This window comes from Bradyrhizobium sp. LLZ17 (genome assembly GCF_041200145.1).
Lineage (GTDB): Bacteria > Pseudomonadota > Alphaproteobacteria > Rhizobiales > Xanthobacteraceae > Bradyrhizobium.
In genome coordinates this window covers 339418-354663 of the sequence record NZ_CP165734.1, presented here as the reverse complement: position 1 = coordinate 354663, position 15246 = coordinate 339418, and the positions used below count along the sequence as shown (strand labels likewise).

At 64.6% G+C, this 15246-nt stretch carries 16 protein-coding genes and 1 pseudogene; 10 read left to right on the top strand and 7 right to left on the bottom strand.

All coding sequences use genetic code 11. The features are described 5' to 3' along the window. Positions 1-111 precede the first annotated feature (111 nt). On the top strand, positions 112-1230 hold the full coding sequence (locus AB8Z38_RS01670) for a branched-chain amino acid ABC transporter substrate-binding protein (protein WP_369722777.1): 1119 nt from the start codon (positions 112-114) through the stop codon (positions 1228-1230). Between the two features lie 73 nt (positions 1231-1303). Here AB8Z38_RS01670 and AB8Z38_RS01665 read toward each other — a convergent pair whose 3' ends face one another. Beyond that, positions 1304-1690, bottom strand: coding sequence for a response regulator (locus AB8Z38_RS01665; protein WP_369722776.1), 387 nt, complete (start codon positions 1688-1690; stop codon positions 1304-1306). A gap of 239 nt (positions 1691-1929) precedes the next feature. Here AB8Z38_RS01665 and AB8Z38_RS01660 point away from each other — a divergent pair. Both AB8Z38_RS01660 and AB8Z38_RS01655 read left to right on the top strand, forming a co-directional pair. After that, a pseudogene (locus AB8Z38_RS01660) lies at positions 1930-4735 on the top strand (PAS domain S-box protein). Between the two features lie 53 nt (positions 4736-4788). Next, entirely contained in the window at positions 4789-5784 is a 996-nt protein-coding gene (locus AB8Z38_RS01655) for a P1 family peptidase (RefSeq protein ID WP_369722775.1), read from the top strand. 16 nt (positions 5785-5800) lie between these two features. Here the strand turns inward: AB8Z38_RS01655 and AB8Z38_RS01650 are convergent, their stop codons facing one another. Further along, positions 5801-6583 (bottom strand): EF-hand domain-containing protein, encoded by a 783-nt coding sequence (locus AB8Z38_RS01650; protein ID WP_369722773.1) that lies wholly within the window; start codon positions 6581-6583, stop codon positions 5801-5803. Between the two features lie 253 nt (positions 6584-6836). Between AB8Z38_RS01650 and rpe the strand changes: the two genes are divergently transcribed. The 4 genes from rpe (at position 6837) to AB8Z38_RS01630 (ending at position 8219) form a co-directional block, all read left to right on the top strand. Continuing rightward, positions 6837-7538, top strand: coding sequence for a ribulose-phosphate 3-epimerase (gene rpe / locus AB8Z38_RS01645; RefSeq protein WP_369722771.1), 702 nt, complete (start codon positions 6837-6839; stop codon positions 7536-7538). 149 nt (positions 7539-7687) lie between these two features. After that, the gene (locus tag AB8Z38_RS01640; RefSeq protein WP_369722770.1) at positions 7688-7825 is read left to right on the top strand and encodes a hypothetical protein; all 138 of its coding nucleotides are present in this window, start codon (positions 7688-7690) and stop codon (positions 7823-7825) included. 4 nt (positions 7826-7829) lie between these two features. Next, positions 7830-8003: a hypothetical protein gene (locus tag AB8Z38_RS01635; protein WP_369722769.1), complete on the top strand. Its 174-nt coding sequence runs from the start codon at positions 7830-7832 to the stop codon at positions 8001-8003. A gap of 57 nt (positions 8004-8060) precedes the next feature. Beyond that, the gene (locus AB8Z38_RS01630; RefSeq protein ID WP_369722768.1) at positions 8061-8219 is read left to right on the top strand and encodes a hypothetical protein; all 159 of its coding nucleotides are present in this window, start codon (positions 8061-8063) and stop codon (positions 8217-8219) included. 5 nt (positions 8220-8224) lie between these two features. On the opposite strand, the gene AB8Z38_RS01625 is transcribed toward AB8Z38_RS01630, so the two are convergent. The 5 genes from AB8Z38_RS01625 to AB8Z38_RS01605 all read right to left on the bottom strand — a co-directional run bounded on the left by AB8Z38_RS01625 (position 8225) and on the right by AB8Z38_RS01605 (position 12560). Further along, on the bottom strand, positions 8225-9658 hold the full coding sequence (locus AB8Z38_RS01625; RefSeq protein WP_369722767.1) for a serine/threonine protein kinase: 1434 nt from the start codon (positions 9656-9658) through the stop codon (positions 8225-8227). Positions 9659-9664: 6 nt separating this feature from the next. Next, the gene (locus tag AB8Z38_RS01620; protein ID WP_369722765.1) at positions 9665-10405 is read right to left on the bottom strand and encodes a metallophosphoesterase; all 741 of its coding nucleotides are present in this window, start codon (positions 10403-10405) and stop codon (positions 9665-9667) included. A 118-nt stretch (positions 10406-10523) separates the two neighbouring features. Further along, complete coding sequence (locus AB8Z38_RS01615) at positions 10524-11129, bottom strand: hypothetical protein (protein ID WP_369722764.1); 606 nt, start codon at positions 11127-11129, stop codon at positions 10524-10526. Next, entirely contained in the window at positions 11122-11793 is a 672-nt protein-coding gene (locus AB8Z38_RS01610; protein ID WP_369722763.1) for a hypothetical protein, read from the bottom strand. The genes AB8Z38_RS01615 and AB8Z38_RS01610 overlap by 8 nt, the downstream gene beginning before the upstream one ends. Further along, positions 11790-12560 (bottom strand): MotA/TolQ/ExbB proton channel family protein, encoded by a 771-nt coding sequence (locus AB8Z38_RS01605; RefSeq protein WP_369722762.1) that lies wholly within the window; start codon positions 12558-12560, stop codon positions 11790-11792. Before AB8Z38_RS01605 ends, AB8Z38_RS01610 begins: the two co-directional genes overlap by 4 nt. A gap of 187 nt (positions 12561-12747) precedes the next feature. On the opposite strand from AB8Z38_RS01605, the gene AB8Z38_RS01600 reads away from it, so the two are divergent. The 3 genes from AB8Z38_RS01600 (at position 12748) to AB8Z38_RS01590 (ending at position 15234) form a co-directional block, all read left to right on the top strand. After that, entirely contained in the window at positions 12748-14118 is a 1371-nt protein-coding gene (locus AB8Z38_RS01600) for a histidine kinase (protein WP_369722760.1), read from the top strand. A 7-nt stretch (positions 14119-14125) separates the two neighbouring features. Beyond that, positions 14126-14779, top strand: coding sequence for a response regulator (locus tag AB8Z38_RS01595; RefSeq protein ID WP_369722759.1), 654 nt, complete (start codon positions 14126-14128; stop codon positions 14777-14779). Positions 14780-14931: 152 nt separating this feature from the next. After that, positions 14932-15234, top strand: a complete 303-nt coding sequence (locus tag AB8Z38_RS01590) for a hypothetical protein (protein ID WP_369722757.1) — start codon at positions 14932-14934, stop codon at positions 15232-15234. The last annotated feature ends 12 nt before the right edge of the window (positions 15235-15246 follow it).

The following is a 15246-nucleotide window of genomic DNA, read 5'->3' as shown; positions in this document are numbered from 1 at the left end:
GCATGTCCGTATTTTGCCGGTGACTTCTCCGAAGATTCATTCAACAATGGCGCCGGTTTGGACCGGGCATCCCCGGCAACTTCCACAGGCGACCACCCCGCGAGGTATCTCATGAAATCACTCAAGCTCATCGGTCTGGCATTCGGTGCGTCTATCGCGCTGTCGAGCGCGGCGTTCGCGCAGGATGTCACCATCGCAGTCGCAGGCCCGATGACCGGCGGCGAGTCGGCCTTCGGCCGCCAGATGAAGAACGGTGCCGAAATGGCCGTGGCTGACATCAACGCGGCCGGCGGCGTCAATGGCAAGAAGCTCGCGCTCGATATCGAGGACGACGCCTGCGATCCGAAGCAGGCACGCTCGGTCGCCGAGAAGATCGCGAGCGCGAAGATCCCGTTCGTCGCCGGGCACTATTGCTCGTCCTCGTCGATCCCGGCCTCGGAGGCCTATGCCGACGGCAACGTGCTCCAGATTACCCCCGCCTCCACCAATCCGAAGTTCACCGATAGCGGACTGTGGAACGTGGCGCGCGTCTGCGGCCGCGACGACCAGCAGGGCCTGGTCGCGGCCCAGTACATCGCCAAGAACTTCAAGGGCAAGAACATCGCGATCCTCAACGACAAGACCACCTATGGCAAGGGTCTGGCCGATGAAACCAAGAAGGCGCTCAACAAGGCCGGCATCACCGAGAAGATGTACGAGTCCTACAACAAGGGCGACAAGGACTTCAACGCGATCGTCTCGCGCCTGAAGCGCGACAATATCGATCTCGTCTATGTCGGCGGTTACCATCAGGAAAGCGGCCTGATCCTGCGCCAGATGCGCGACCAGGGGCTCAAGACGATCCTGATGGCCGGCGACGCGCTTGCCGACAAGGAGTACGCCTCCATCACCGGCCCTGCCGGTGAAGGCACGTTGTTCACCTTCGGTCCCGATCCGCGCGAGAAGGCGACCGCAAAGAAGATCGTCGACGCCTTCAAGGCCAAGAACATCGACCCTGAGGGCTACACGCTCTACACCTATGCGGCGATGCAGGTCTGGTCGCAGGCAGCCAAGAAGGCCGGCACCACCGATGCCAAGAAGGTCATGGCGGCCATCAAGGCCGGCAAGTGGGACACCGTGATCGGCCCGATCGAGTATGACTCCAAGGGCGACATCAAGCAGCTCGACTATGTCGTCTACAAGTGGGACGCCAAGGGCGGTTACTCCGAGATCAAGGGCAACGGCACCTGAGACAGAACGCCTGACCTTTTACCAGATGTCACCAACGCCCCGGTCCGCCGGGGCGTTGTCTTTTCAAGCGCGGTCAGACGGCCGCGGAAAATTCTCCGCGCGCCGCTTGTTGCGCCTTCTGGAGCGCCTGCAGCAGGTCGTTGGGCCGAAACGGCTTTTGCAGGCAGACCACATTGGCAAGGCCGGGCGCTTCGCCGATGAAATCCAGCGCCGTCATGCCGGAGATCGCCACGATCGGGAATCCTGGAACCCGCTCGCGAATGGTCGCCATGAGGTCGACGCCGCTGGTTTCGGCCAGGAAAATGTCGACAATCGCAGCGTCGAAAGCGCTCTCGCTGAAGGCCTTCAGGCCGGCCGCCCCGCTGTCCGCCTCGACCACGTCATAGTGGTTGACCCGGAGCACGATGGCGACCATGGCGCGGACGTCCTTCTGATCGTCGACAATTAGGACACGGGGCATGGGAACAACTCCCGGATCTCGTAACATTAATTGGTTCAATCCAACGGCGGCCTGGCCAAGGCAGTATGGGTCCGTTCAGTAAAGCCAACCTTACCGATTCCTGTTCCGCATCCCTTCGCAAATTAAGTAAACTGTAACCTTCGGTTGAGTCGTGGGCATGTCCTCTTGGGAACGGTGCCCGGAGCGCGTTACCATGGAGACTAGGGCAAGCCGGCCGACGAAGTTCTGAAAGATACCCTATGCCGACCGAGCGAGAGGTCAACGTGCACGCAAAGAACGATCGAAGCACTTTCCTTTCGACGCTGCCCGCCACGCAGAGCGATCGCACTGCAGCATTGGCGATTGTGGGCATCTCCACGATCCTGTTCGCGGTGGCCGCTCCGTTCGCGGGTACGCCGCTGATGCAAATGCCGGCGTTCCTGGCCAGCTGCCAGTCGGCCCTCGCGGTCATCGACATCATCACCGCAGTTCTGCTGCTGTCACAATTCGCGATCCTGCGCAGCCGCGCGCTGCTGTGGCTGGCTGCCGGATATCTGTTCACGGCCGCGGCGGCTACGAGCCACGCCCTCACCTTTCCCGGGCTGTTCGCCCCGGCCGGACTGCTGGGCGCCAGCTCACAGACCTCGATCTGGCTCTACATGATCTGTCACGGTGGGTTCCCGCTGTTCGTGCTGGCCTATAGCTGGCTGAAGGACGGTAGCGGTGGCAACAAGATCGAGGGATCGACCGAGCGTTCGATCGCGCTCGCCGTCCTCGGTGTGGTCGTGGCGATGACCGCCATCACCTGGGTGGCTACGGCGCAGCACGATCTGCTGCCAGTCCTGCTCAAAGACGGTCGCTACACCACGACCATGACCGGGGTGGTATCGTTCATCTGGTCGTTGAGCTTCGCAGCGCTGATAGCGCTGTGGTTCCGCAAACCGCACAGCGTGATCGACGTCTGGCTCATGGTCACGATGTGCGCCTGGCTATTCGACATCGGCCTGTCGGCGATCGTCAACGTCGCTCGCTACGATCTCGGCTTCTACGCCGGCCGCCTCTACAGCCTCGGCGCATCGAGCTTCGTGCTCGCCGTGCTGCTGATCGAGAACGTTCGCCTCCAGGCGCAAACGGTCGGTCTGGTCGGCAGGCTGCGCGAACAATCGGCCCTGGACCGTGACTTCTATGGCAAGCGCCTTGCGCTGTACGGTGCCGTGGTCGAGATCCTCCAACGATGCCATCATCACCCAGTCGCTGGATGGCGTCATCACGGGCTGGAACAGTGCTGCCGAACGCCTGTTCGGCTATTCCGCCAGTGAGGCGGTCGGGCAGCCGATCGACCTCATCGTGCCGCCGGACCGGAAGGCCGAAGTCAGAGGTATTCTCAACCGGATCAGCAGCAACGAGTCGATCGGCCAGCACGAGACGGTCCGTATCCGGAATGACGGCCGCCAAGTTGATGTCGTTCTGAATATTTCCCCGTTGAGATCGGCCAGCGGAGAGATCATCGGGGTTTCCAAGATCGCCCATGACATCACCGAGGAGAAACAATCACGGGAGAAACTGCGCCGCGAAATCGAGGAGCGCCAGCGCATCTTCGAGACCTCGCAGGATCTGATCCTGGTGACCGACGGCTTTGGCAATTTCATCCAGGTCAGCCCGAGCGTGAAGGACATCCTCGGCTTCAGCCCGGACGATATGATCGGGCACAGCGCGACCGAGTTCATCCATCCCGACGATCTCGAAAGGACCCGCCATGAGATGCGCGAGGCGCGCCGCGGCCAGATCAAACGCAGCTTCGAGGCGCGCTACTACCACTATGACGGTCACGAGGTCACGCTGAACTGGATGGGGACGTGGTCCGAGCCGGTCAAGCGCCATTTCTTCATTGGCCGCGACCTGACCGACAAACAAGCCGCAGAGGCACAATTCAGGCAGGTCCAGAAGATGGACGCCATCGGCCAGCTGACCGGCGGCGTCGCCCACGATTTCAACAACGTGCTGACCGTCATCACCGGCACGATCGGCATCCTGGCGGACGCCGTTGCCGACCGCCCCGAGCTCGCCGCCATCACCAGGCTGATCGACGACGCCGCCGAGCGCGGCGCGCAGCTGACCAAGCATCTGCTCGCCTTCGCCCGCAAGCAGCCGCTCCAGCCGCGCGAGATCGACGTCAATGCCCTGGCGCTCGAAGCCGCGAAGCTGCTGCATCCCACTTTGGGCGAGCAGATCACCATCACGCCGCAGCTGACCGAGGATGCCTGGCCCGCGCTGGTCGACCCCAACCAGCTCACCTCCGCGATCTTGAACCTTGCGCTGAACGCACGCGACGCCATGCCGGAAGGCGGCACGCTGGTGCTGGAGACACGCAACATTTTTCTCGACGACGGCTATGCCAGCATGAATGCCGACGTCGCTCCCGGCAATTACGTGATGATCGCGGTCAGCGATACCGGCTCCGGAATTCCGGCCGAGCTGGTCGATCGGGTGTTCGATCCCTTCTTCACCACCAAGGAAGTCGGCAAGGGCACGGGACTCGGGCTCAGCATGGTGTTCGGCTTCGTCAAGCAGTCCGGCGGACACGTCAAGATCTACAGCGAGGAAGGCCACGGCACGAGCGTGAAGATCTACCTGCCGCGCTCCACGGGTGTGCAGGAGACCGAATACGAGGCGCTCCAGAACGTGCCCATCACCGGCGGCGACGAGAAGATCCTGATCGTCGAGGACGACGCGCTGGTACGGCAATACGTCATGACTCAGGTCAAGAGCCTCGGTTATACCGCGCTCGAAGCCGCCAATGCGGCCGAGGCGCTCACCATCATCGATGCCGACAAGGACATCGACCTGCTCTTCACCGACATCATCATGCCCGGCAACATGAACGGCCGTCAGCTCGCGGACGAGGCGGCGCGGCGGCGCCCCGACCTCAAGACTCTGTTCACGTCGGGCTATACCGAAAACGCAATCGTCCACCACGGCCGGCTCGATTCCGGCGTGCTGCTGCTGGCAAAGCCATACCGCAAGTCCGAGCTCGCCAAAATGCTCAGGACGGCGCTGGCGAGTTGAGCCTGCGGCGTCCGTGCGCTATCGCTGAGACGGCACGGCATGGAGTGCGGTCCTTGAAAAACCTTCTCACCGATGTTGCCGGCGTTCGCGTCGGCCATGCCGAGGACGCAAAAGTCGCCTCCGGCACGACCGCGATCATCTTCGATGCCCCGGCGGTGGCGGCGATCGACGTCCGTGGCGGCGGCCCCGGCACGCGCGAGGACGCATTGCTCGATCTCGCCAGCACAGTCGAGCGGGTCGATGCGATCGCGCTGTCGGGCGGCTCCGCCTTCGGCCTCGACGCGGGCGGCGGGGTCCAGGCCTGGCTCGCCGAACAGGGGCGCGGTTTCCGCGTCCGCGAGGCGCTGATTCCGATCGTGCCGGGTGCGATCCTGTTCGATCTTCTCAATGGCGGCGACAAGGCCTGGGGCCGTTTTTCACCCTATCGCGACCTCGGCTACGCCGCGGCGGCTTGCGCCGGCACGGAGTTTGCGCTTGGCAGCGTTGGCGCCGGTCTGGGAGCCACCACCGCGACGTTCAAGGGCGGGCTCGGCTCGGCCTCGGCAGTGACGACCGGCGGCGTCAAGGTCGCGGCGATCGTCGCCGTCAATGCGGTGGGCAGCGTCACTGTCGGCGACGGGCCGTGGTTCTGGGCGGCGCCGTTCGAGATCAACCGCGAGTTCGGTGGCCACGGACTGCCCGCTGCGTTCACGGACGACATGCTCAAGATGCGCATCAAGGGCGGGCCTACCGCAAGCGAGCGCGAAAACACCACGATTGGCGTCATCGTCACCGATGCGGTGCTGACCAAGCCGCAAGCCAAGCGGCTGGCGATGATCGCCCACACGGGCTTTGCCCGCGCGATCTATCCGGTGCACGCCCCTACCGACGGCGACGTGCTGTTTGCCGCCGCGACGTGCGCGAAACCGATCGAGCCCGTTGCAGGCCTCACCGAGCTCGGCACGGTCGCCGCCAACGTGGTCGCCCGCGCGATCGCACGCGGCATCTACGAAGCAGCTGCGCTGCGATTGCCAGGCGCGCTGCCGGCGTGGAAGGATCAGTTTGGCTAGTGCCTCAGAACGCGCGTCACACGCTCATAGATGTCGATGAAGCTGAGGACGCGGACGACGCCTGCCCCTGGCGTTGCATCAATTGTGCGAACAAGTCGTAGGGCGAGTTGCCGGTGGCTGACGTGCCAGGTACCGTCGTGGTCATCTTGAAACCGTCGGGATAGGTGACGGTGGTGGTGGTCGAGCCGTCAGCACCCGTCGACGTGGTCGAGGTCGACCCGCCGCTCGATTGCGACGAGGAGTCCGAGCCGCTGCCGGACGCATCGCCGGAGCCGCTGGCGCCGCCCGCGTGATGGTGGCCGCCACGATGGCCGCTCTTCAGCGCCTTGGACATCTCCTCGAGACTGACGCTGCCGTCGGAATTCTTGTCCAGCTTCGAGAACACATCATCGGCCTGCGCGGTGTTGGTGCCGCCGGCGCCCAGCGCTTTCTCGAATTCGGACTTGGTGATCTTGCCGTCGCCGTCCGCATCGATCTGCGAGAACAGATCCTTCAGCGCAGCGTCGCGGCTCGCCGATGCCGAGCTCGACGACGTCGAGCTGGTCGCGCTGTCCGACGACTGGCTCTGTGCGGCGATCAGTGCGCTCATCGTCTCCGGCGCGATCTGCGCGCCGTTGCCGGAATTGACCGACGAGATCGCGCAGGTGGTCGTGCTGTTGCTGCCGCTGTCGATCGCAAACGGATTGGCGCCCGCGCCTTGCGACGATCCCGTCTTCTGCGCCGAGGAGGAGGATTTCGAGTTTGTCAGCGACTGAATGGCATCAAGCGCACTCGAGACGGCACCAAGCGCAAACAACATTGCACAACTCCAACCGATGCGGCATGCCGCGGCCAATGTTCCGGCGGTCAAGCAGCAAGCGTCGTGCCAGCGCAAAAAGCTCAATGAAATCCGCCTCCACCGCGCCTTGCGGGGCGTGGGACCATCGGCAATTCATGCCGGAGACGGCAAGAATTTCCGCCCACAGGAAGCTCACCGCCCCTGCATTGCCGGGCGCGAAGGCCCATGTTAGGCGAGGCCCATTGCTCTTTCGGCCGCCACGGGAAACAGCACCATGACCCAAGCCTTCGCCCCCCGACCCCTGGCAATTGCGCCCTCGATCCTGGCCTCCGATTTCTCGAGGCTCGGCGAAGAGGTGCGCGCGGTGGATGCCGCCGGCGCCGACTGGATTCATCTCGACGTGATGGACGGGCATTTCGTTCCCAATATCTCGTACGGCCCCGACGTCATCAAGGCGATGCGCCCGCACACAAAGAAGATCTTCGACGCGCATCTGATGATCTCGCCCTGCGATCCCTATCTCGAGGCCTTCGCCAAGGCCGGTTGCGACCACATCACCGTGCATGCGGAAGCGGGTCCACATCTTCACCGCTCGCTGCAAGCGATCCGCGCGCTCGGCAAGAAGGCCGGCGTCTCGCTCAATCCGGGCACGCCGGTCGGCGCGCTCGAATACGTGCTCGACCTGGTCGACCTCGTGCTGGTGATGTCGGTCAATCCGGGCTTCGGCGGTCAGGCCTTCATCCGCTCCGCGATCGGCAAGATCAGCGACATCCGCGCCATGGTTGCGGGCCGGCCGATCGATATCGAGGTCGACGGTGGCGTCGGGCCTGAGGTGGCGGGCGCGCTTGCCGCGGCCGGCGCCAACGCCTTCGTTGCCGGCACCTCGGTGTTCAAGGGCGGCACGCAGGAGGCGTACAAGACCAATATCGGGGCGATCCGCAACGCCGCCGCAGCCGCACGCGGCGAGGCGATCTGAAGCGCAGCTGCGCCGGCAATCTGCGGTTCTTACGGATGTTTGCGGCGCGCAATGCCTAAAATTGCAACCTGAATCCGTACTCCTCCGGACTTCCCTGATTCGCGCAAATCACCGCTAGTGATTCCTGCCTGATTTGGCGGGAGCACATCATGACGACGACCCTGGTTTGGACTGGCGTGGCGTTGTGGCTTGGTTTTAGTGCATTTGTTGTTTTTGGCCCATCAGCCGGACCGGTGAAGGTCGCGGCGCGTTCCCCTAGCATCGGTCGCAACCGTTATCCGGCCTGACGCCATGCAGATCGCACTCGTGAAGCGTCAGCCGAAGCGCCGGTGCCGCATCCCGCGACGCCCGCATCCCAACCTCGACTATTTCTTCGGCCGGCTCGAACACACCAAGGGCGACATGCGCGACGACACTGGGCCCGAGACGGCAGACCCGGATCATCCGTCGCCGCGCCGGCATTGAAACCTTTTTTCTGGACCAAGACCGATGAAACCGCATTGCCCGAATTGCCTCAAGGAAATGACCAAGGCATCCGCGTCGCGTAATCTCTTCAACTGCGAACCCTGCCGCGAGATCATCCAGTACTTCGGCGGCTGCCCGGATCTTGGCGAAGCTGGTCCGCAGTTCACCTGGCCTATCCGCCGCAAGCGCGTCGTCCACGCCGCCCACGCGGTCTGATCCTTCTAGCCGGCCGCCTCGTCGGCCTCAGCCGCGTCCGCGGCCATTCGCGGCGGCCGCACCACGGTGACGGTGCAGCTCGCTTCCGCGGCCACCTTGGCCGAGACGCTGCCGAGCAGCGTGCGCCTGAACGATCCCTGCCGCGCGCCGATGATGACATGGTCGACCTGGTTGACCTCGGCGAACTCCAGCACCGCGGCGGCGGGATCGACCGCCTCCAGCACGTGAACCGACAACCGGCTCTCATCCAATTTAAGCGGTGTGGCCCAGTGTCGGAGCGCCACCAGGCGGTCGATATGCTTGTTGGAGCCCTGCTCGTCCAACGTCCGATCGATGGCGATCCGGTTGAGCTTCAATACATTGACGCAGGCGAGCCGCGCCGATGGCAAGGTTGCCAGGATCCGCTCGGTGGTCACGCGTAGCGCCTCGTTCAGCTCCGGCGCGCCTTCCTCCGTATCGAGCGCGACGGCGAGGATGGGGCTCGAGGCGATCTGCTCGGCGACATCCGCCTTCGCGCGCGGCTGCATGGCGTCCTGGTTGAAGCGGCGCCGCCAAGCGACGCTGAGGGGATCGCGCGTCGTCCGCTCCGAGCGCGCGGTGAGTCTAACCTGATCCGGATAAGCAAGATCGAAGGCGAGCTGGGCCGCCGTCGGATAGCGCCGGACCGGCTCGATCTCGAGGCAGCGCAGCACCACTTCCTGGAGCCAGGGCGGATAGTCGGCGCCCAATTTGCGCGGCGGCTGCGGATCGCGCCACAGCCTCCGCCGCATCGCGCGCAACGTCTCGCCCTCGCCGAACGGCCGTTCGCCGGTCGTAAAGAAATAGAGCAGCACACCAAGCGAAAACAGATCGCTGCGGGGATCGTCGCGCACGCCCAGCAGCCGTTCCGGCGCCATGTAGGGCGCAGTGCCGTAAGGAAGGCGGAACTCGGCCTGCAACAGGTCGGGCAAATGGTCGTGGTGCGACAGGCCGTAATCGATCAGCACCGCCTCGCCGCTATCGCGGAACATGATGCTGCTCGGCTTGATGTCGTGATGGATCACGTTCTGCCGGTGCAAATCGGCGAGCGCGGCCGCAATCTTCGACACCAGCAGCCGCGCCTCCTCGTAAGGCAGCGGCAGGTCGGGCAGGCGCTTGTAGAGCGTAGTCCCGGGAATGCGCTCGATCACGGCGTAGGCCTGGTGGGCAAAATCGCCGGTGCCGAAGCAGGCCGGCACGTGGGGGCCTGCGAGCCGCGGCAGGATCATCATCTCCATTTCGAAGGAGACAATGGCGGCAGGGTCCTCGCCCTCCGACACCCGCGGGATCTTCATCAGCAGCGGCACGTCGATGCCGGGATGGGTGACGGTCCAGAGCGTCGCCATGCCGCCGGAATGGACGCATTCGCCGATGGTGTAGCCGTCGATCTCCGCGCCGGATTTAACCAGGGGTTTTGGCATTGGCCCCTAGCGCCCCTGCGACAGCCGGTCGGCGAGCCAGGGCGGCAGGCCGTTCTCGCGGATCTTGTTCGCAGCGCTCGCGATGTCATAGGGCACGCGGCAATAGGTGATCTGGCATGAGACCGTCTCGAACAGCACGAAAGCGGCGGCCGGATCGCCGTCGCGAGGCTGGCCGACCGAGCCGAGCACGGCAAGCCATTGCCGCCCGCGCAGCAGCTGCACCGGGACGTCGGTCTTGGGCACAAAACTCGTCATCTTCGCCGTCACCGACATCGAATAGAGCGCGGGCCGGTGGATATGGCCGCAGAACGTGACATGGGACGGCGTCGCGATCAAACTCTTGGCCGCATCCGTGGTCGAGCGGACATAGTTCCAGCGCGTGGGCTGCGAGGCCTCCGAGTGCACGAAGAGGCGGTCGCCGTCCTGCGCGAGCGTGGGCAGCTCGGCCAGGAAGCGTCGCTGCGCGATGTCGAGGCGCCCGCGGGTCCACTCGATCGCGATCTGCGCCTCGGCATTCATGGTCTCGGTCGTGGTGCTGACGGCCTCGTCATGATTGCCGCGGACAGCGACGGCACCCTGGGCGACCAACTCCATCGCAGTATCCACCACCCACTCGGGATCGGCGCCATAGCCGACGAAATCGCCGAGTAGGATGAAGCGCTCCGCGCCCTTCGCGCGAGCGACCTTCAGGCATGCCTCGAACGCCTGCCGGTTGCCATGGATATCCGAGAAAACAGCGAGAAGCACGCATCCTCCACCCTCAGGTTCTTATCGAAAGCCCATAAGGCCAAATTGAGGGAGGTCAACAGGATGCGCCAGCGCGGGACGGTTTACCAGCACAGCACCGATGTGATGGTGAAGAGGCCTATTGCTCGTCCTTGGGCGGCATCCGGGGTGGCGGCAACGGCGTGAACACGGCGCCTTGAGCGCCGGCCGGCGGCGCATTGAACTCGCCGGTCGAGGAGTCCCCGCCGCTGGTCTCGAGGACGACCTTGGGCGTCACATATTCGCGCACCATGTCGATCAGGCTGCCCTCGCCGCCGCCAAAATCCGCGGCGCGCCCGCCCTGCGGATGCCCCGCCGCGATCTCGTTCTCCGCCGCATGGGTCTTGTCGGCCAGCTTGTCGTTGTAGGGCACGCGAAAGGCCCGTGGGATGCCGCTGGGGCGGTGATCCTCGTCGAGCTCCTCCACCCATAGATAGATCGAGCCAGGATCGCCCTCCAGCGAATGCGGCTCGACGATACGGGCCTGGAGCAGCTTGAAGGAGCTGGGCAGCCGGTCGGTGCTCGCCCAGCCGAGCAGCCCGCGGATTTCCGTGAAGCTGACGACATAAAAGGCGCTGGTCACGACCACCGCGACCGCTTTCAGCGACCAGTGCAGGCGTGCATAGACCAGCACGACCAGCAGCAGTGCGCCGATGACGGCGTAGGCGATCGACAGCGTCAGGATCACCGTTTGCAGATTACTCACGGCGTACCCTCACGCCGGTCTTCGGATCGACATCGGCGCCGTTGCGCCAGCCGCTGCGGAACGTCTCCAGCAGCGATTTTGGCCGCTGGTCCACATTGATCACCTTGCCCTCGGCGTCGAGCCGGAACCGCACCGCCGTCTTCTCGTCACCGGTGTGGTCGACCGTGAACTTGTTGTCGAAGATGACCTGCGCGACCGGGTTGAGCTTCTGAACTTTGATGTTTCCCTGGACCGGCTGACCCGTCGTGGCGACGAAATGGGAGACGTTGACGGTGTATTCGCCGGCGACGATGCCGCGCACCGTAACGATCTCCTCGCGGATCGGCGAAGCGATCTTCTTGCCGTTGACCATGATGAAGTCGTTGGCCCCGCCGCGATCGTCGCGATCGAGCGTCAGGAAGCCGGCCTCGCGGTGGCGGTACCAGGCGATGTTGCCGGCCGGATCCTGCACGAATAGGTCGAGATCGTCGGGATGGTTGTCCGGCCAGTCCAGCGTGATCATGAACTCGGCCTTGGAGTCGATCTTGCCTTCCTTGGCATCCGGGGAGACCGCGAGCAGCGCGAGGAAGAACAGGAAAGCGACCACCTGGAGCGCCTTGAACAGCATCACGCCCAGGGGATCAAACGGCTCCTCGCGTGGATAGAGTCCGAAATCATCCATCATGTCGGCGGTCCCGGACGCCTGCGCTCGAGAGCCGGCGTCACATAAGTCTCGGTCAGCACCACGGCATCCGAGAACACTCGCTGCGTCGCGGCGTCGAGCATGTAATATTGAATGCGGACCAGGATCGAGCCGACGAGACCCGCCAGCGTCGTGTACATCGCGACCGCCATGCCGTCACTCATCAGCCCCATCGACGACCGCATCGCGACCTTGTCGGCGGCATCGAGCCCGGCGATCGGCGCCAGCATGATGATGAAGCCGATGATGGTACCGAGCAGGCCGAGCTTCATCAGCGTATCCGAGACGAAGGCGCCGAACCCGTTGGACCCGCGCAAGCGGTCGGCCAGCGTCCGCAGCAGCAAGGTCTGGTCGACCGGCCGGTAATCCTGCGCGGCCGCCTTGGTCACCAGGCTCTCGATATGATCCCGCACCAGCCCGCGCGGCAGCGACGTCGCGCTTGCGTCGAGCGCCCGGCTGCCGTCGGACGCCGACAGCACCGTGCGACAGCGCCGCGCCGCAGCGCCTTCGCGCGCAATCGCCCGCGTCCGCAGAAAGCAGTGACCGCAGGTGACGACATAAAGCAACGCAATCACGCTGGAAATATAGGTCCGGTCCGAAGTGAGCATCAGATGGATCAGGCCGAACCGCCACAGCAGCACCACGGCAAAGACAGACAAACCGGTGAAGATCATCCAGAACAGGAGCGCGCTTCGCTCGGACGGATCGGCTGGTTGCCGCGCGGTCGGACCAATCGTCATCGAACTCATGCTGCATCGCTCCCGGCCTGCAACGATCTGCGTTGCTGATTAGATCAAAGCCCCTGCTCTCGGTCCAAAGAGCCATGCCCAAATTGGCTCGGGAAATTTGCCCGAGCCACGTCCTCCAGCACCGCCTGCGATTGGCAAGGCGCGGCGGCGTTGTTACTGTGAGCTTACCAAACTTTGGGGTGATCGCATGCGCCTCGTGCTTCAGCTCGTCGCCCGCCTGCTTCTGATCGTCGCGCTGTGCCTGGGAGCCGCGACCGTATGGGCCACGGTCGATGCCTATCGCAGCGTCGACCGGGCAACCGCGGCCTCCGCGCAGCGGGTCGCGCAGGCGCTTCAGGCGCTGTACTGGCACGAGCTATTGTTGCGCAGCAGCAGAACGCGCGAGCATCTTCTGCCCGTCCCTGACTGGCGCACGCTTGAGATCATGAAACTGATCTCCCCAGGCGTCTGCATCGAGTTCCAGCCGGCGGCCGCATTCGAAAAGCCGCTCTGCGGCCAGAGCCAAGGCATCGGCAAGACGCCGCCGCCCTGGTTTGCCGCTATCGTGCCGACCTTGCTCGGTAGCCACGCCGAGGTGGTGCGGCCTGTCAGCCCCCGAGCTGCTGCCGCCGGCACCGTGGTTGCGACACCGGATTCCGCCGCCGCGATCTCGCTTGCCTGGGAGTACATCCTCAATGTCATCGACGTTGCCCTGCTGATGGCGGCGGCGATCGGGGTGCTTGCCTCGCTCGCGATCGCGCATGCGCTCGCGCCGGCGCGCAACATCGTCACCGCCTTGCAGCGCATGGCCCGCGGCCAGTATCGCACGGAACTGCCGCGTTTTCGCTCGATGGAGCTTGCGATGATCGGCGGCGCGGTCGATGCGCTCGGCAGCCGCCTGCAAGAGGGCACCGAACAACGCGCGGCGCTGACGCGACGCCTGATCGAAATTCGCCACGAAGAACGGCGCGCGCTGGCCCGCGAGCTGCACGACGAGTTCGGGCAAAATCTCTCGGCCATCCTCGCCTTCGCCAACACGATCGAGATGGCGAGCGCCAGGGAGAACAGGGATGACGCCATCGCGCAGGACGCGCGCATGATCTCGCAGGCCACGCATCAGTTGATGGCCTCGCTGCGCGATGCGCTGAAGCGGTTGCGCAATCCACTGCCCGAGGAGCTCGGTCTTGAGGCGAGCCTCGTCAATCTCGTCGACAGCTGGCGCTCGCAGAGTGCGACGCAACCGACGATCCAGCTTGACCTCAGAGGCGACTTCACCGACATCAGCGGCCCCGCCGCCAATACCGCCTATCGCGTGGCGCAGGAGTGCCTGACCAACGCGCTGCGCCACGGCGCGGCACGCGAGATTTCCCTGCGGGTCGAGCGGCGCGCGGGCGAGGACGATGCGCTTCTCATCCGCGTCGAGGACGATGGCGGCGGCGATGCGGCGCGCGTGGCGCAATCGGCCGGCTTCGGTCTCACCGGTATCCGCGAGCGCGTGGCGGCAGCCGGCGGATCGCTGTCGATCCTGCCCGCCAATCGCGGCTTGAGCATCGCCGCCACCATCCCGCTCGCTGCGTGAAGTCCAAATGAGCCAGGTCGCGGCAACAGGGATCTCCGTGCTGCTGGTCGACGACCACCCCATCGTCCGCCAAGGCTACCGGCGCGTGCTGGAGAGCCAGGGCGATCTGCACGTTCTGGGGGAGGCCGACAACGCTGCGGATGCTTACGGCGCCTTCAAGGCGCATGACCCCGACGTCGTCGTGATGGACATCTCGATGCCCGGCGCCAGCGGCCTCGAGGCAATTCGCAACATCCGCGCCCGCAGTCCGCGGGCTCGCATTCTCGTCTTCACCATGCACAACGAGGCCGTGCTGGTGAAAGCCGCCTTCAATGCCGGCGCCTCTGGCTTCGTCACAAAGAGCAGCGAGCCGTCCGCCGTGGTCAACGCCATCCGAAGCGTCGCGCGCGGCGAGCGCGCCATGAGCGACGACATCGCGCATGTGCTGGCCGAGGACAGCCTGTCGCCGACCGGATCAGTGCTGGATCAATTGGGCGAGCGCGAGATCGAGATCCTGCGCCAATTCGCCGGCGGCGCCACCACCGAGGAGATCGCGGCCCGTCTCAATCTCAGTGTGAAGACGGTTCAGAACTATCATTATCTGATCAAAACAAAGACCGGCGCCCGCACGGACGCACAGCTGGTGCGGCTGGCTGCAAGCTGCGGGCTCACGACAATCTAGCAGCGATGCTGTCGCACGGAGAGGGTTGCGCCTCACGCCGGATGCGCTCGGATTTGTGTGAGGTTTCCGATGCTTGCCGTCCTGTTATTGCCGGACGGCTTGGAACCGAGTCCCTTCGGCTTCGGTTGGTAGCGGAGTGGAGGAATAGCGCCATGACCAAGGCCATTCACAAGTTAGCCGCCCATCCCGCGATCATCACGGTAGGCGAGCTCATCGACGAGCTTTGCCGGCTGCCGGATACGGCCGTCGTCAGCTTCCGTTGTCCGATGCTCGATCAGGAGCTGGCATTCTACCGGCTGCGGAAGCGATCAAAGGATCTTGTCGAGGTTGAAGTCAACGCCTATCCGGAGAGCCCGCCGGTCGTGCCGGCGGATGGCGCCTTTCATGCGACGAGGCGGGCCTCTCACGGGTCGGCGGCGCGCGGAAATGCTCCCCTCCACAAGGCGAGAGGCTGAAACAGATCTTGC

What these genes read in the sequence shown, in the direction of transcription:
- AB8Z38_RS01650 (WP_369722773.1), bottom strand. Translation starts at nt 6,583, where the DNA reads ATGTTGTTTGCGCTTGGTGCCGTCTCGAGTGCGCTTGATGCCATTCAG.
- AB8Z38_RS01630 (WP_369722768.1), top strand. Translation starts at nt 8,061, where the DNA reads ATGACCAAGGCATCCGCGTCGCGTAATCTCTTCAACTGCGAACCCTGC.
- AB8Z38_RS01665 (WP_369722776.1), bottom strand. Translation starts at nt 1,690, where the DNA reads ATGCCCCGTGTCCTAATTGTCGACGATCAGAAGGACGTCCGCGCCATG.
- AB8Z38_RS01625 (WP_369722767.1), bottom strand. Translation starts at nt 9,658, where the DNA reads ATGCCAAAACCCCTGGTTAAATCCGGCGCGGAGATCGACGGCTACACC.
- AB8Z38_RS01595 (WP_369722759.1), top strand. Translation starts at nt 14,126, where the DNA reads ATGAGCCAGGTCGCGGCAACAGGGATCTCCGTGCTGCTGGTCGACGAC.
- AB8Z38_RS01605 (WP_369722762.1), bottom strand. Translation starts at nt 12,560, where the DNA reads ATGAGTTCGATGACGATTGGTCCGACCGCGCGGCAACCAGCCGATCCG.
- AB8Z38_RS01670 (WP_369722777.1), top strand. Translation starts at nt 112, where the DNA reads ATGAAATCACTCAAGCTCATCGGTCTGGCATTCGGTGCGTCTATCGCG.
- rpe (WP_369722771.1), top strand. Translation starts at nt 6,837, where the DNA reads ATGACCCAAGCCTTCGCCCCCCGACCCCTGGCAATTGCGCCCTCGATC.
- AB8Z38_RS01640 (WP_369722770.1), top strand. Translation starts at nt 7,688, where the DNA reads ATGACGACGACCCTGGTTTGGACTGGCGTGGCGTTGTGGCTTGGTTTT.
- AB8Z38_RS01590 (WP_369722757.1), top strand. Translation starts at nt 14,932, where the DNA reads ATGACCAAGGCCATTCACAAGTTAGCCGCCCATCCCGCGATCATCACG.
- AB8Z38_RS01610 (WP_369722763.1), bottom strand. Translation starts at nt 11,793, where the DNA reads ATGATGGATGATTTCGGACTCTATCCACGCGAGGAGCCGTTTGATCCC.
- AB8Z38_RS01600 (WP_369722760.1), top strand. Translation starts at nt 12,748, where the DNA reads ATGCGCCTCGTGCTTCAGCTCGTCGCCCGCCTGCTTCTGATCGTCGCG.
- AB8Z38_RS01635 (WP_369722769.1), top strand. Translation starts at nt 7,830, where the DNA reads ATGCAGATCGCACTCGTGAAGCGTCAGCCGAAGCGCCGGTGCCGCATC.